Below are 13,779 nucleotides of genomic sequence, written 5' to 3'. Positions count from 1 at the left end.
TCCTCGACCTCGGCGAGGGTCTGGCCCGCTTCCGGCAGGCCAGGGCCCGCGACGGAGAGCCCGGACCGCGGCTGTAGCGCCCGGTTCACGACCGAAAGCCCGGTTCGCGACCGAAAGCCCGGTTCACGACCGAAAGCCCGGTTCACGACCGAAAGCCCGGTTCGCGACCGAAAGCCCGGTTCACGGCTGAGAGCCCGGCACCCGGCGCATCCGAAACACCGCTGTCCGCGGAAGCACTGATGTGCGGATGACCGGAAGCGAGAAGGGGTTGCGCATGCTTGGACCGCGGCCGACGGTGGCCGGACCGGCGGAGGCGAACCACGCCCCGCTCACCGCTCCCGGGGCCACCGGCGCCATCCGCGCCATGGAGGTCGCCCTGGAGCGGGCCCTCGAGGCGCGACTGCGGCAGGCCCGCGACACCGACGCGGTGTTCGCCCGCGACGTGGCCGACCGCCTCGCCGCGTACGTCCGGCGGGGGGGCAAGCGGCTGCGTACGGCGTTCGTGTGGTGCGGCTGGCGGGCCGCGGGCGGCTCGGGCGACGCGAGCGCGGTCCTGCGCACCGGGGCCGCCCTCGAACTGCTCCAGGCCTGCGCCCTCATCCACGACGACGTGATGGACGGGTCACCGCTGCGCCGGGGCGCCCCCGCGATGCACGTGGACTTCGCCCACGGGCACCGGGCCGGCCGCACCGGCGGGTCCGCCGAGTCGTTCGGGACGTCGGCGGCCGTGCTCGCGGGTGATCTGGCGCTGGCGTGGGCGGACGACCTGCTGACGGAGACGGCGCTCGCCTCGCCGCACGGCCCGGGATTGTTCGAGGAGTGGCGGGCCATGCGCACCGAGATGGGGTGCGACCTCGTCGCATGGACGAGCCGTTCCATATCGGTCAGCGATTTCCCGGATTCGTTCCTTCGCCGGCGAAGTTCCTCACCGAACGTCGGGGCCTGTGCTGACATGGTGGCTCCCCCGCCTCGTGCCGATCGACGCTCGATTTTGACACACCTTGCAGCAAGATCATCTATTTAGTGCAGATATGCAAAAACCAATGGTTCATGTGTTCTATGTCTGAAATATCCGTTCGAATCATTTCGGCATTCCCAGGCATCCTGGACCCATGAGCAACCAGGGAAGGCCCGCGCCCTGCAGCCCTCGCATACGCGCCCCCGAACTCCGCGGCAAGGGCGGCTGGCTGATCACGGGCGGTCACCAGTACACTCTCGCCGACCTGCGAGGACGCATCGTCATCCTGGATTTCTGGACCTTCTGTCGCATCAATTGCCTGCACGTCCTCGACGAACTCCGCGTTCTGGAGGGAAACACCCGGACACGGTCGTCGTCATCGGGGTGCATTCGCCGAAGTTCGTGCACGAGGCCGAGCACCGAGCGGTCGTCGACGCCGTCGAACGGTACGGCGTGGAGCACCGGTGCTGGACGACCCGGAGCTGGCCACCTGGAAGCAGTACGCCGTGCGGGCCTGGCCGACCCCGGTCGTGATCGACCCCGAGGGCTACGTCGTCGCGCAGCACGCCGGTGAGGGCCATGGGCACGCCATCGAGCGGCTGGTCGGGGAGCTGGAGGCCGAGCGTGGAGTCGGCCCGCCACCGTCTGACGCGGCTGCGGCTGCCGGAGGAGGCGGTGAAGGTCCCGGACGTGGCCCACCGCACGCTGCGGGAGGCGACGGAAGTCGCCCCCCGGACGGCTCGAGTTGAACGTGCTCTTCCAGGCCCCGGCAGGTCAGAAGCTGGACACCCGGTACGGCTCTTCGACCCGTCTCCTCGTCTCGTCCACCCCGCCGGAGCTGCTGCGCAGCGGCGAGGGCGCGGGGACGGACCTGTCCCGCGCCCTCGAACTCGACCCTGCCGTACCGGAGGGTGTGCTGCATGTGTCCGCGATGGCAGCCTCCCGCGACGACGACCCGGACAACGAGTACCCGGCCTGCCATGTCCACCAGCAGGACTGGGGCGTGCCCGTCCGTCTCACCGAAGCGGGGACGGACCGGCGTCCGCTGGTGCTGGCGGGGATGGACGCCTGAGAACCTCGGGCGTCAAACCCCGTATCCGTCGCTGTAGCCGTCGCGGCGGTGGTGGACCGCCGGGTCCTCGACGACACCGGGCGTCGTCGGGGGCACCACCAAGCGCCGGCGCCTGGCGATGCTGCTGAACGTGGTGACGCCGATCAGTCCGACGATCATCAGGATGATGCCGACGAGGTCGAGGTTGACCCCCTGCATGTCCCAGTCGGTCGCGAACGTGAGGATGGCTCCCACGGCGATGAGGATGATGCATCCGCCGAGGCCCATGTGTGTCGCCTCCCTGTACGGTCCGGTCGTTCCGGTCCCGGAACACCGGGTACCCCCGAGGGGAACACCCATGCGGTGACGGCCTGTTCTACCTCTCCAGGAACGCGGTCAGCGCGCCCGCGAGGAGGAAGGGGTCGTCGGCGCCGCACAGTTCGCGCACGCTGTGCATCGACAGGATGGCCACGCCGATGTCGACTGTCTTGATGCCGTGCCGCGCGGCGGTGATCGGGCCGATCGTGGTGCCGCAGGGCATGGAGTTGTTGGAGACGAACGACTGGAAGGGCACGTCGGCCGCCTCGCAGGCCGCCGTGAACTCCGCCCGGCCCGAACCGTCCGTGGCGTAGCGGTTGTTGACGTTGACCTTGAGGATCGGGCCGCCGTTGACGCGCGGGTGGTGCGTCGGGTCGTGCCGCTCCGCGTAGTTGGGGTGGACCGCGTGGCCCGTGTCGGAGGACAGGCAGACCGTGCCGGCGAAGGCGCGGGCCCGGTCCTCGTAGGAGCCGCCGCGGGCGTAGACGGAGCGTTCCAGCACGGTGCCGAGGAGCGGTCCGTCCGCGCCGGTGTCCGACTGGGAGCCGTTCTCCTCGTGGTCGAAGGCGGCCAGGACCGGGATGGAGGCCGGCTGCGAGGACGACGAGGCGACGGCCGCGAGGGCCGCGGTGCCGGCGTGCACCGACAGCAGGTTGTCCATGCGCGGTCCGGCCAGCAGCTCGCGGTCGCGGCCCAGGTACGCGGGGGCCTCCACCGAGTGGGTCATCAGGTCCCAGCCGGTGACCTCGCCCGCGGGGATGCCGGCCGTCTCCTCCAGGAAGGCGATCAGGTCGCCGTCGCGGACGTCGCGGCCGAGGCCCCAGACCGGCTGCATGTGCCGCTGCTTGTCGAGCTTGAGGCCGTCGGCGGTGACCGAGCGGTCGAGGTGGATGGCGAGCTGCGGGACGCGCAGCAGCGGCCGGTCCACGTTGACCAGGTGCGTCGAGCCGTCGCGCAGGGTCAGCCGGCCCGCGAGGCCGAGATCGCGGTCCAGCCAGGAGTTGAGCAGCGGTCCGCCGTAGATCTCCACGGCCACCTGGCGCCAGCCGTGCGCCCCGGTGTCGGGGAGCGGCTTGACGCGCAGGTTGGGGGAGTCGGTGTGGGCGCCGACGATCCGGAACGGCGTGTGCGGTGCGGCGCCCTCCGGTACGTACCAGGCGACGATCGCGCCGCCGCGCAGCACGTACTTGCCGCCGCTCCCCGCGGCGGAAGCCGCTGATGTCACCGTGTCCCACGCGTCCGTCTCGGCGACCTGCTTGAAGCCGGCCTTCTCCAGTCGCTCGGCGGCTGTGGCCACCGCGTGGTACGGCGTGGGGCTCGCCGCCAGGAAGGTCATGAGGTCGTCGGTGTGGCCGCGGTCGAAGCGGGCTCGTTCAGTCATTCAGATGCCTCCGAGGAGATCCCCGCCTTCAGGCGGGGGAGGAATCGGGCTCCTGCGGAGCAGGGCAGGGAGCTGTGATGTGTCGCCGAGGCGGAAGTGTTCCAAACCGCAGGTGGTCTTACGTGTAGGCATGCCAGTTTGTGAGCGTGTCCACAGTGTGTGTGAAGCGGGCGTTCAAGTACCGCTTCTATCCGACCGAAGCGCAGACAGCCGAGCTGTCGCGCACGTTCGGGTGTGTGCGCAAGGTCCACAACATGGCGCTCGCGGCCCGAACCGAGGCGTGGGCGCGGCAGGAGCGGGTCAACTACAACCAGACCTCGGCCATGCTGACTGCGTGGAAGAAGACCGAGGAACTGGCCTTCCTGAGTCACGTTTCGTCGGTGCCGTTGCAGTAGTGCCTGCGGCACCTTCAAGCGGCGTTCACGAACTTCTTCGCCAAGCGAGCGAAGTACCCGCGCTTCAAGTCGCGGAAGAAGTCCCGCAAGTCCGACGAGTACACCACGTCCGGATTCCGCTTCCGAGACGGGAAGCTGACCCTGGCGAAGATGACGGAAGCGCTGGACATCGTCTGGTCCCGGCCGCTGCCCGCGGACGCGAGGCCATCCACCGTGACCGTCTCCCAGGATGCGGCCGGACGCTGGTTTGTCTCGCTGCTGGTGGAGGACCCGTCCGTTGTGCCGCTTTCCGCAACGAGTCAAGCCGTCGGTGTGGGGGTCGGCCTGGACCATCTGCTGACCCTGTCCACCGGCGAGAAGATCACAAACCCCCGGCACGAGCGCCGTGACCGCGTCCGCCTGGCCAGGGCTCAGCGGGAACTGTCGCGCAAGGCCAAGGGGTCGAACCACCAGGCCACGGTCCGCAGGAAAGTCGCGAAGGTCCACGCACGGATCGCCGACCGGCGCCGTGACCACCTGCACAAGCTGACCACCCGACTCGTTCGTGAGAACCAAACGCTCGTGATCGAGGAGCTGACCGTGCGCACCATGGTCAAGAACCGGAATCCGGCCCGCGCCGTCTCGGATGCCGCCTGGGCAGAGTTCCGGAGCCTTCTGGAGGACAAGGCCGCCTGGTACGGGCGGGAAGTGATCGCGATGGACCGCTTCCTCCCCTCCTCCAGGTTGTGCTCCGCCTGCGGCACGCTCGCCCAGAGCATGCCGCTGCATGTGCGCACCTGGATGTGCGACAGCTGTGGCACGACCCATGACCGGAACGTGAACGCGGCGAAGACCCTTCTGGCCGCCGGGCCGGCGGTGACAGTCTGTGGAGCCGGTGTAGGACCTCAACGGAGTACTCCGGGCGGGCAGTCGGCGATGAAGCAGAAACCCTCACAGCGCGAGCCGTGAGGACCCTCCAAGAGAGGGCAAAGTCAAGGGTTCACCTTAACGACACACACCACCCCCGACGGACGACGAGGCCCGCTCCCGGTCTGGCGGAAGCGGGCCTCGAGTGAGGACGTGATGATCTAGAACGCGGCCTCGTCCAGCTCCATCAGGTCCAGCTCGACGCCCTCGGCGACCTTGCGGGCCAGGGTGACGCCCGGCAGGACGTTGGCGGCGAAGAACTTCGCGGCGGCGATCTTGCCGGTGTAGAAGGCCTTGTCCTTGGCGGAGGCCGTCTCGAGCTTCTCGGCGGCGATGGAGGCGCCCTTGAGCAGCAGATAGCCGACGACGACGTCACCGGAGGCCATCAGCAGGCGGGTGGTGTTGAGGCCCACCTTGTAGATGTTCTTGACGTCCTGCTCGGTGGCGGCGAGGTCGGTGAGCATCAGGCCGACGATGGCCTCCAGCTCGACCGCGGCCTTGGCGAGGTGCTCGCGGGCCGCGCCGAGCTCCTCGCCGCCCTCACCGAGCGCCAGGAACTTCTTGATGTCCTCGGCGAGGGAGTTCAGCGCGGCGCCCTGGTTGCGGACGATCTTGCGGAAGAAGAAGTCCTGGCCCTGGATCGCCGTGGTGCCCTCGTAGAGGGTGTCGATCTTGGAGTCCCGGATGTACTGCTCGATCGGGTACTCCTGCAGGAAGCCGGAGCCGCCGAAGGTCTGGAGCGACTGGGCGAGCTGCTCGTAGCCCTTCTCGGAGCCGTAGCCCTTGACGATGGGCAGGAGCAGGTCGTTCAGGGCCTCCAGGGCGGAGACGTCCTCGCCCGCGGCCTCCTTGATCTGGATCTCGTCCTGGACGGAGGCCGTGTAGAGCACCAGAGCGCGCATGCCCTCCGCGTACGCCTTCTGCGTCATGAGCGAGCGTCGCACGTCGGGGTGGTGGGTGACGGTGACCTTGGGCGCGGTCTTGTCCATGAAGTTCGCCAGGTCGGGGCCCTGGACGCGCTCCTTGGCGTACTCCAGCGCGTTCAGGTAGCCCGTGGAGAGCGTGGAGATGGCCTTCGTGCCGACCATCATGCGGGCGAACTCGATGATGCGGAACATCTGGCGGATGCCGTCGTGCTTGTCGCCGATCAGCCAGCCCTTGGCGGGGTGCTGGTCGCCGAAGGTCATCTCGCAGGTGTTGGAGGCCTTCAGGCCCATCTTGTGCTCGACGTTCGTGGCGTAGACGCCGTTGCGCTCGCCCAGCTCGCCGGTCTCGAAGTCGAAGAGGTACTTCGGGACGAGGAAGAGGGAGAGGCCCTTGGTGCCGGGGCCGGCGCCCTCGGGGCGGGCCAGCACGTAGTGGAGGATGTTCTCCGACATGTCGTGCTCACCGGACGTGATGAAGCGCTTCACGCCCTCGATGTGCCAGGAGCCGTCCTCCTGCTGCACGGCCTTGGTGCGGCCGGCGCCCACGTCGGAGCCCGCGTCGGGCTCGGTGAGCACCATCGTGGAGCCCCACTGCTTCTCCGTGGCGAACGTGGCTATGTGCTTCTGGACCTCGTTGCCCTCCTCGAAGAGGATGCCGGCGAACGCCGGGCCCGAGGAGTACATCCACACGGCCGGGTTGGCGCCCAGGATCAGCTCGGCGTAGGCCCAGATCAGGGAGCGGGGGGAGGTGGTGCCGCCGATCTCCTCGGGGAGGCCCAGGCGCCAGTACTCGGAGTCCATGAAGGCCTGGTAGCTCTTCTTGAAGGTCGCGGGGACCGGCGCGGTGTTGGTCTCCGGGTCGAAGACCGGTGGGTTGCGGTCGGCGTCGATGAAGGACTCCGCCAGCTCGTTCTCCGAGAGGCGCGTCATCTCCTCCAGGATGCTCTTCGCGGTATCGACGTCCATCTCCTCGAACGGACCGGTGCCGTACACCTTGTCGCGTCCGAGTACCTCGAAGAGGTTGAACTCGATGTCGCGGAGATTCGACTTGTAGTGCCCCATGGCGACGGCTCCCGGCTCCGTAGAGAGATCGGCGAGGCACTGGATCCTCGCGCTAGTTCACGTACCAACAAGTAGCTACGATGATGCTACCCGTCGGTAATAAGAAGCAACCCCGATCCGTCATCTGTGACAGGTCACACCGGAACGGTCAGTGCCGCGGTGTAGCCGTCACCCGTACTCCCCGTCATCGCCGCCAGCTGCCGGTCGTGGCCGTCGCTGAAGATCCCGTCCTCCTCCAGGGAGAGGCTGCTCAGGTTCCGCACGCTCGCGCGGTAACCGTCCGTGGCGTAGACGGTGTCGCAGACGTCCTTGGGGAAGGCGAGCTGCGAGGTGTTCGTGATCGACGTGGCCGCGGTGGCGTCGGCCAGGCTGCCGTAGACCTCGAAGTGGACGTGCGGCCAGCGGCCCGGGTAGCAGCCCGGAAAGACGCTTCGGAAGGTGACCCGGCCGTTCTCGTCCGTCTCCTGCACGCCCCGCAGGTAGTTCTCGTCGGTGACGCCCTCGGAGTAGAGGGAGTAGGCGCCCTCCCGGTCGCAGTGCCAGAGGTAGACGGCGGCGCTCCGCTTCGGCGTCCCGCAGCCGGAGGCCGCGTCCACCACGGTGAGCGTGATCGTCAGGGGGACACCGTCGGCCGTGCCGCCCGCGGAGTCGCCGAAGCTGCGGGTGATGTCGCTGCGGACGACCCCGCTCTCCTTCAGGACGTTCACGCCGTTGGAACCGTCGCCGGGGTAGGGGCCGGCCGTCTCCTCGGGGATCTCCGCGCACGCCGCGGACGAGGGGGAGGGGGCCGCCGAGGTCTTCCCCTCCGGGGTGCAGCCCAGCAGCGGGACCAGGCTCGCCCCCGCCATCAGCCGGATCATCCGCCGGCGGGCGAGGGCGGGGAGGTCGTGGGAGAGGCCTCCGCCGTGCTCGGGCAGGCCCTCGTCGTGGCGTCCGTTCATGACACGACGCTACGAGCCGCGGCCCCCACGATCCACAAGCGGACGCTGTCGACTCGCTGTCGGTCTGCCGGGACCGGCGTACCGGCCCGCCGGCCCGTCCGCGCTCGGTACGCTTGCGCTCATGTACGGCTACGACCAGACAGCGGGCCCGCAAGGGCAGTACGCCCCTCCGCAGCAGCCGATGTCCGGCGGGTACGGGCAGCAGCAGCCGCTGTACCCCGAGCCGTCCCCGCCCTCCCTCACGGACGCGGTGCGCGCCTTCACCACCGGGCAGATGGCCGCCGAGGACTTCCAGCAGGTCTTCGCGACGTCGAAGGTCTACTGCCCGCGCGGTGACAACCCCGGCTTCCTGGCCCTGCACAACACCCAGCAGCCGGTGATCCCGATGTTCAGCACGCTCAAGGAGCTGCGCCGGTACGCGGGCAAGGAGTCCAAGTACTTCGTGATCACCGGCGCCGAGGTGCTGGACCTGCTGCCGACCGGCTACGGCTTCGTCCTCGACATGGAGGGCGAGCACCGCATGGTGTTCGACGCGAAGGCCGTGGAGCAGATGGTCGAGTTCGCGATGCGCCGGATGTATGGCGGCTGAAGCGCCCGACCTCCCTATCGCGGCAGGCGTAGCGCCAGGCCGTCCAGGACGACGTCCAGGCCGTAGGTGAACTTGTCGTCGCGCAGCTTCGCGGGGTCGGAGGCCTGCGCGGAGGTCTCGGGCCCGGCGGCCGCCAGGTGGTCGTAGCCGGCCGAGGCCTGCTGGGCCGCGGGCAGCAGCCGGGCCACGAATTCCGCCTCGCTCTCGCCGGAGCGGGCGACCGTGGTGAGCCACGCGGCCTCGGTCGTGCTCATGCCGATGACGTACGAGAAGACGGCGTCGATCGCCCGGCTCGGCTCCGGGAATCCCGCGGCGGTGAACAGGACCGCCAGCCGCTCCGAGAAGGTCATGTAGTTCGGCCCGAGGTAGGCGAGCCCGGCCTGCCCCAGGACCAGCGTCAGCCAGGGGTGCCGTAGAGCGGTCATACGGAAGGACCCGGCCGCCTCGGTGACGGCCGCGCGCCAGACGGGGCCGCCGGCCGGCGGGACGTGGATCTCGGCGGCGACCTCGTCCACCGCGAGCTCCATCAGCTCGTCCTTCGTGGCGACGCGCCAGGGAGAGCGGATCGCGATGGGCGTGGGCGGGGCGCTGATCATGCCCTCGACCCTGTCGATCCTGATCACCGTCTTCGACGAGGACGAGCGGCCCAAGGCGATGGCCGTGTGGGGCTCGGTGTCGATGCTGGGGCTGGTCGGCAGCCCGGTGCTCGGCGGCGTGCTGATCGACCACTTCGCCTGGCAGGCCATCTTCCTGATCAACGTCCCGATCGTCGCTCTCGCGCTGCTGGCCGGTGTGTTGCTGATGCCGGAGTCGAAGGCGCCGTGGCAGAGGCCGGACCCGCTGGGCGCGGTGCTGTCGGCGGTGGGCATGACGGCCTTGATGTGGTGGATCATCGAGATTCCGCGGCACGGCGCGTTCGAGGGCCGTTCCCTCGTCGTCCTGGCCGTCGCGGTGCTCGCCCTGGCCGGCTTCGTGACCTGGCAGAACGCGACCCCCGCGCCGATGGTCCCGCTGGTCCTCTTCAAGCACCGCAACTTCAGCGGGGGTTCGCTCTCCCTGGCGCTCGTCCAGATCGGCAACGCCGGCCTGCTGCTGGTGCTGACCCAGTACCTCCAGTTCGTGCTCGGCTGGACCGCCGTCAAGGCGGGCCTGGCCTTCCTGCCGCTGGCCGTCGCCGCGCTGGCCGGCAACACGGCCGGGGCGCAGCTCGCCGTGAAGTTCGGCAACCGGTTCGTCATCCTCGGCGGGATGCTGCTGATGGCCGCGTCCTTCGGGCTGCTGACCACGCTCACCGCCGACAGCGGGTTCACGGTCCCGGCCGTGGCGCTGGGGGCCGGTCTGGCCATGCCGGCCGCGGTGGCCGCGCTGATGGGCGCCATCCCGGAGGACAAGGCGGGCGTCGGCTCGGCCCTCAACGACACGATCCAGCAGTCCGGCACCGCCCTCGGCATCGCGATCCTCGGCTCCCTGCTCACCGCCGGCTACGCGGACGAGATGCCGGCCGGCGCCCCCGAGCAGGCCCGCGAGTCCATCGGCGGGGCGCTGGCCGTCGCCGGCGGTGACACCGGGCTGGTGGGGGCGGCCCGGGGGGCCTTCGCCGCTTCGATGTCGACGACCTTCACGATCGGCGCGCTCGGTGTCCTGGCCGCGGCGGTCGTGGCCACGCTGGTGATGCGGGACCGCACGGCCGGGCCCGCCGGGGCGGAGAGCGAGGAGCGCGAGCTGGTCGCCTGACCTGCCCCGGACGCCCGAGGGCCGCCACTCCGCTGCGGAGTGACGGCCTTCCGCCATGCCGGTCTGCCGTGGTTCGCTGCGCCGTCCCCCGGGGTGGGGAATGCCCTCCCGGTTTTCTCTGTTGAGGGTGGCAGAAAGTTCAACGCTCAACTAAACTGGGCGTACACGAGGAGGAACCGACATGCCTGCAGTGACCGTCGAGAACCCGTTGACGCTGCCCCGCGTGACCGCGCCTGCCGACGCCGTGGCACGTCCCGTGCTGGCCGTCACGACCGCTCCGAGCGGTTTCGAGGGCGAGGGTTTCCCGGTGCGCCGGGCGTTCGCGGGGATCAACTACCGCCATCTCGACCCGTTCATCATGATGGACCAGATGGGCGAGGTGGAGTATCAGCCTGGGGAGCCGAAAGGGACCCCGTGGCATCCGCACCGCGGCTTCGAGACCGTCACCTACATCATCGACGGGATCTTCGACCACCAGGACTCCAACGGCGGCGGCGGCACCATCACCAACGGGGACACCCAGTGGATGACCGCGGGCTCGGGCCTGCTGCACATCGAGGCCCCACCCGAGCATCTCGTCGTCTCCGGCGGGCTCTTCCACGGCCTCCAGCTGTGGGTGAACCTCCCGGCCAAGGACAAGATGATGGCCCCGCGCTACCAGGACATCCGCGGCGGCTCGGTACAGCTGCTCAGCACCCCCGACGGCGGCACGCTGCTGCGGGTCATCGCCGGTGAACTGGACGGACACGCGGGCCCCGGCATCACGCACACCCCGATCACGATGGTCCACGCGACCGTCGCCCCGGGTGCGGAGCTCACGCTGCCGTGGCGCGAGGACTTCAACGGACTCGCGTACGTCCTGGCCGGCCGCGGCAGCGTCGGACCCGACCGCCGCCCGGTCCACATGGGCCAGACGGCCGTCTTCGGCGCGGGTTCCTCGCTGACCGTCCGCGCGGACGAGAAGCAGGACTCCCACACCCCGGACCTCGAGGTCGTCCTGCTCGGCGGACAGCCCATCCGTGAGCCCATGGCCCACTACGGCCCGTTCGTCATGAACACCAAGGACGAACTCATGCAGGCCTTCGAGGACTTCCAGAAGGGCCGCCTGGGCACGGTCCCGGCGGTGCACGGAATGACCGCGAGCGGTCCGCAGGACTGACGCGCCACCGGGGCGGTTGACGCCCCGTCACCCTGGCGGGCCTCCCTGGCGGGCCTCCCTGACGGGACGGCCCGTCCGGGGCGTGGTCGGGTGGGGATGTGCAGGCCCCCACCCCGCTCCTCCCCGTCCCCGTCCGGCGTTTCGCCGCCTGGTGTGCCGTCCTGCTGCTCCTCGCCGGGGTCGTCTACGTCGGCATCCGGCTGGTCGTGGAGTTCCGGACCGCCGTCGTGCCCGTACTGCTCGCGCTGCTCGGGACGGCGCTGCTCGGGCCGCTGCACCGGCGGCTCGTGAAGGCCGGGGTGCACCGGTCGGTCGCGGCCGGACTCACCTGCGTCGCGGTGGTCGCCGTGGTCGGCGGGGCCGTGTACATCGTGGTCGCCGCGCTCATCGACACCGGTGACGAGATTGTCGCCTCGCTCAAGCAGGCCGCCCGCGGCGTCTCCGACCACTTCGGCGCGGCCGGCACCTCACTGGACGACCTCGCCTCCAACGCCCGGGAACTGCTGGGCAAGTTCGGCGGTACGGCCGCTTCCGGCGTGATCAGCGGCGTGAGCGTGGTCGGCGAGTTCGTCGCCATGGCCGTCCTCGCGCTGTTGCTCGTCTTCTTCTTCCTGCGCGACTCCGACAAGGCCGCGGGGATGCTGCGCTCGCTGTCGCCCCGGGGGGCGGCCGACACCCTGGAGGCCATGGCGCGGCGGGCGCTGAGGGCCGTCGAGGGATTCATGCGGGGGACGACCCTCATCGCGCTCATCGACGCGCTGCTCATCACTGTGGGCCTGCTCGTCCTCGACGTGCCCGGCGCGGCCGGTCTGGGCGCGCTGGTCTTCGTAGGGGCGTACATCCCCTACCTCGGTGCCTTCATCTCGGGCGCCCTGGCCGTCCTGGTCGCCCTCGCCGACCGGGGGTTCGTCATCGCGCTGTGGGCGCTCGGCGTCGTCCTCGCGGTGCAGGTGCTGGAAGGGCACGTGCTCCAGCCGATGATCCAGAGCCGGACCGTGCAGATGCACCCGGCGGTGGTGATGGTGACGATCACGGCCGGGGCCTCCGTCGCCGGAGTGCTCGGCATGCTGCTCGCGGTCCCCCTCACCGCGGCGGCCTTCGGCGTCGTCCAGGAACTGCGCACCCGCTACGGCGACGAGGAGCAGTCGGCGTCGTAGGAGGGGCGACCGTCACGGCGGCGAGGGGCTGCTGCCGCCCAGGTCGCCCTCGTGGGAGGCGTGACCGCTACGGCGACCAGGAGCCGTCGCCGGAGCCGTTCACGGACTCGTAGAGTTCGAACCAGATGCTCTTGCCCTCGCCGCGCGGGTCGACGCCCCAAGCGTGCGCGAGTAGTTCGATCAGCACCAGGCCGCGGCCGGAGGACGCCAACTCCCCGGGGCTGCGCCGGTGCGGCAGGTCGTCGCCGGCGTCCGTGACCTCGATCCGCAGCCGCCGCCCGCCCACCTCGCCCGTGATCTCGGCGACCAGCAGCGCGTCGTGGTCGGTGTGCACGAGGACGTTCGTCAGCAGCTCGGACAGCAGCAGCACCGCCGAGTCGAGCTGGTCGGGCGAGTCCCAGTCGTGCAGCAGCTCGCGCAGCTGCTGCCGGGCGACCGCGACCCGCTCGGGCTCGGCCTGCGCGACGGTCAGCACCGAGCGCCGCACCGGAGGCCGTACGGTCATCGCGTCACCGCAGCCGCAGCCCCCGCCCTCACGGCTCAGCAGCAGCATCGCGATGTCGTCCTCACGGCGGTCCGCCAGCGGGCCGGTGGTGTGGTGCGAGGACGGTCCGTGCACGGCCTGCACCAGGGTGTCGGCGAGCTCCTCCAGATCGCCCTTGTGGTCCTCCAGGATCACGCGCAGCCGCCGCCAGCCGGTGTCCAGGTCGTGGCCGCCGGTCTCGAGCAGCCCGTCCGTGCAGATCAGCATCGTCTCGCCGGGCTCCAGCGCGAGCCGGGTCGTGGGGTAGTCGGCGTCCGGGTCGATGCCCAGCGGCAGACCACCCGACGTCGGCCGGGTCAGCACCGTGCCGTCGGCCATCCGGATCGCCGGGTCCGGATGACCGGCACGGGCGACGTCCAGCACCCCCGTCGCCGGGTCGACCTCGACGTACACGCAGGTCGCGAAGCGCGCGTCGGCGGGGTCCTCGTCGCCGATGCCGTGCAGGAAACGGGAGGCGCGCGACAGCACCGCGTCCGGCCGGTGGCCCTCCGAGGCGTAGGCCCGCAGCGCGATCCGCAGCTGGCCCATCAGCCCCGCCGCCCGTACGTCATGGCCCTGGACGTCACCGATGACCAGCGCGAACCGCCCGCTGGGCAGCGGAATCACGTCGTACCAGTCGCCGCCGACCTGGAGCCCGCCGCCCGTCGGGACGTAACGG

10 protein-coding genes and 3 pseudogenes are annotated in these 13,779 nt (G+C 70.2%); 7 read left to right on the top strand and 6 right to left on the bottom strand.

What is annotated here, in order from left to right:
* Positions 1–241: 241 nt before the first annotated feature.
* Together ABZ281_RS14690 and ABZ281_RS14685 are read left to right on the top strand one after the other, a co-directional pair.
* Positions 242–844, top strand: a pseudogene (locus ABZ281_RS14690) (polyprenyl synthetase family protein); the annotation flags it as partial.
* A gap of 268 nt (positions 845–1,112) precedes the next feature.
* Positions 1,113–2,030: pseudogene (locus ABZ281_RS14685) on the top strand (thioredoxin-like domain-containing protein).
* A 12-nt stretch (positions 2,031–2,042) separates the two neighbouring features.
* Here ABZ281_RS14685 and ABZ281_RS14680 read toward each other — a convergent pair.
* Positions 2,043–2,297 carry a DUF6458 family protein gene (locus tag ABZ281_RS14680; protein ID WP_356655477.1) on the bottom strand — a complete coding sequence of 85 codons (255 nt, stop codon included), beginning with the start codon at positions 2,295–2,297 and terminating at the stop codon, positions 2,043–2,045.
* Positions 2,298–2,385: 88 nt separating this feature from the next.
* A complete protein-coding gene (locus ABZ281_RS14675) occupies positions 2,386–3,708 on the bottom strand; it encodes a M18 family aminopeptidase (protein ID WP_356655475.1) in 1,323 nt (440 codons plus the stop codon).
* A 140-nt stretch (positions 3,709–3,848) separates the two neighbouring features.
* On the opposite strand from ABZ281_RS14675, the pseudogene ABZ281_RS14670 reads away from it, so the two are divergent.
* A pseudogene (locus ABZ281_RS14670) lies at positions 3,849–5,051 on the top strand (transposase).
* A 119-nt stretch (positions 5,052–5,170) separates the two neighbouring features.
* Here the strand turns inward: ABZ281_RS14670 and ABZ281_RS14665 are convergent.
* Positions 5,171–6,997, bottom strand: coding sequence for an acyl-CoA dehydrogenase (locus ABZ281_RS14665; protein ID WP_356655473.1), 1,827 nt, complete (start codon positions 6,995–6,997; stop codon positions 5,171–5,173).
* Positions 6,998–7,131: 134 nt separating this feature from the next.
* Positions 7,132–7,938: an intradiol ring-cleavage dioxygenase gene (locus tag ABZ281_RS14660; protein WP_356655471.1), complete on the bottom strand. Its 807-nt coding sequence runs from the start codon at positions 7,936–7,938 to the stop codon at positions 7,132–7,134.
* Positions 7,939–8,059: 121 nt separating this feature from the next.
* Between ABZ281_RS14660 and ABZ281_RS14655 the strand changes: the two genes are divergently transcribed.
* Positions 8,060–8,527: an SseB family protein gene (locus tag ABZ281_RS14655; protein ID WP_298571740.1), complete on the top strand. Its 468-nt coding sequence runs from the start codon at positions 8,060–8,062 to the stop codon at positions 8,525–8,527.
* A 14-nt stretch (positions 8,528–8,541) separates the two neighbouring features.
* Here ABZ281_RS14655 and ABZ281_RS14650 read toward each other — a convergent pair whose 3' ends face one another.
* Entirely contained in the window at positions 8,542–9,123 is a 582-nt protein-coding gene (locus tag ABZ281_RS14650) for a TetR/AcrR family transcriptional regulator C-terminal domain-containing protein (RefSeq protein ID WP_356655469.1), read from the bottom strand.
* Between ABZ281_RS14650 and ABZ281_RS14645 the strand changes: the two genes are divergently transcribed.
* From ABZ281_RS14645 to ABZ281_RS14635, 3 genes are all read left to right on the top strand, one after another.
* Positions 9,098–10,261, top strand: a complete 1,164-nt coding sequence (locus ABZ281_RS14645) for an MFS transporter (protein WP_356655467.1) — start codon at positions 9,098–9,100, stop codon at positions 10,259–10,261. The genes ABZ281_RS14650 and ABZ281_RS14645 overlap by 26 nt on opposite strands.
* A 181-nt stretch (positions 10,262–10,442) precedes the next feature.
* Entirely contained in the window at positions 10,443–11,420 is a 978-nt protein-coding gene (locus ABZ281_RS14640) for a pirin family protein (protein WP_356655465.1), read from the top strand.
* A 98-nt stretch (positions 11,421–11,518) separates the two neighbouring features.
* Positions 11,519–12,577 carry an AI-2E family transporter gene (locus ABZ281_RS14635; protein ID WP_356655463.1) on the top strand — a complete coding sequence of 353 codons (1,059 nt, stop codon included), beginning with the start codon at positions 11,519–11,521 and terminating at the stop codon, positions 12,575–12,577.
* Positions 12,578–12,644: 67 nt separating this feature from the next.
* Here ABZ281_RS14635 and ABZ281_RS14630 read toward each other — a convergent pair.
* On the bottom strand, positions 12,645–13,779 hold a 1,135-nt coding region (locus ABZ281_RS14630; protein WP_356655461.1), incomplete at its 5' end, for an ATP-binding SpoIIE family protein phosphatase.

The organism is Streptomyces sp. NPDC006265, from assembly GCF_040613555.1.
Lineage (GTDB): Bacteria > Actinomycetota > Actinomycetes > Streptomycetales > Streptomycetaceae > Streptomyces.
This window is presented reverse-complemented; position numbering and strand designations above follow the sequence as displayed.

Coding starts and splice junctions, on each gene's coding strand:
- ABZ281_RS14655 (WP_298571740.1), top strand. CDS start 8,060: ATGTACGGCTACGACCAGACAGCGGGCCCGCAAGGGCAGTACGCCCCT.
- ABZ281_RS14665 (WP_356655473.1), bottom strand. CDS start 6,997: ATGGGGCACTACAAGTCGAATCTCCGCGACATCGAGTTCAACCTCTTC.
- ABZ281_RS14650 (WP_356655469.1), bottom strand. CDS start 9,123: ATGATCAGCGCCCCGCCCACGCCCATCGCGATCCGCTCTCCCTGGCGC.
- ABZ281_RS14660 (WP_356655471.1), bottom strand. CDS start 7,938: ATGAACGGACGCCACGACGAGGGCCTGCCCGAGCACGGCGGAGGCCTC.
- ABZ281_RS14645 (WP_356655467.1), top strand. CDS start 9,098: ATGGGCGTGGGCGGGGCGCTGATCATGCCCTCGACCCTGTCGATCCTG.
- ABZ281_RS14675 (WP_356655475.1), bottom strand. CDS start 3,708: ATGACTGAACGAGCCCGCTTCGACCGCGGCCACACCGACGACCTCATG.
- ABZ281_RS14640 (WP_356655465.1), top strand. CDS start 10,443: ATGCCTGCAGTGACCGTCGAGAACCCGTTGACGCTGCCCCGCGTGACC.
- ABZ281_RS14680 (WP_356655477.1), bottom strand. CDS start 2,297: ATGGGCCTCGGCGGATGCATCATCCTCATCGCCGTGGGAGCCATCCTC.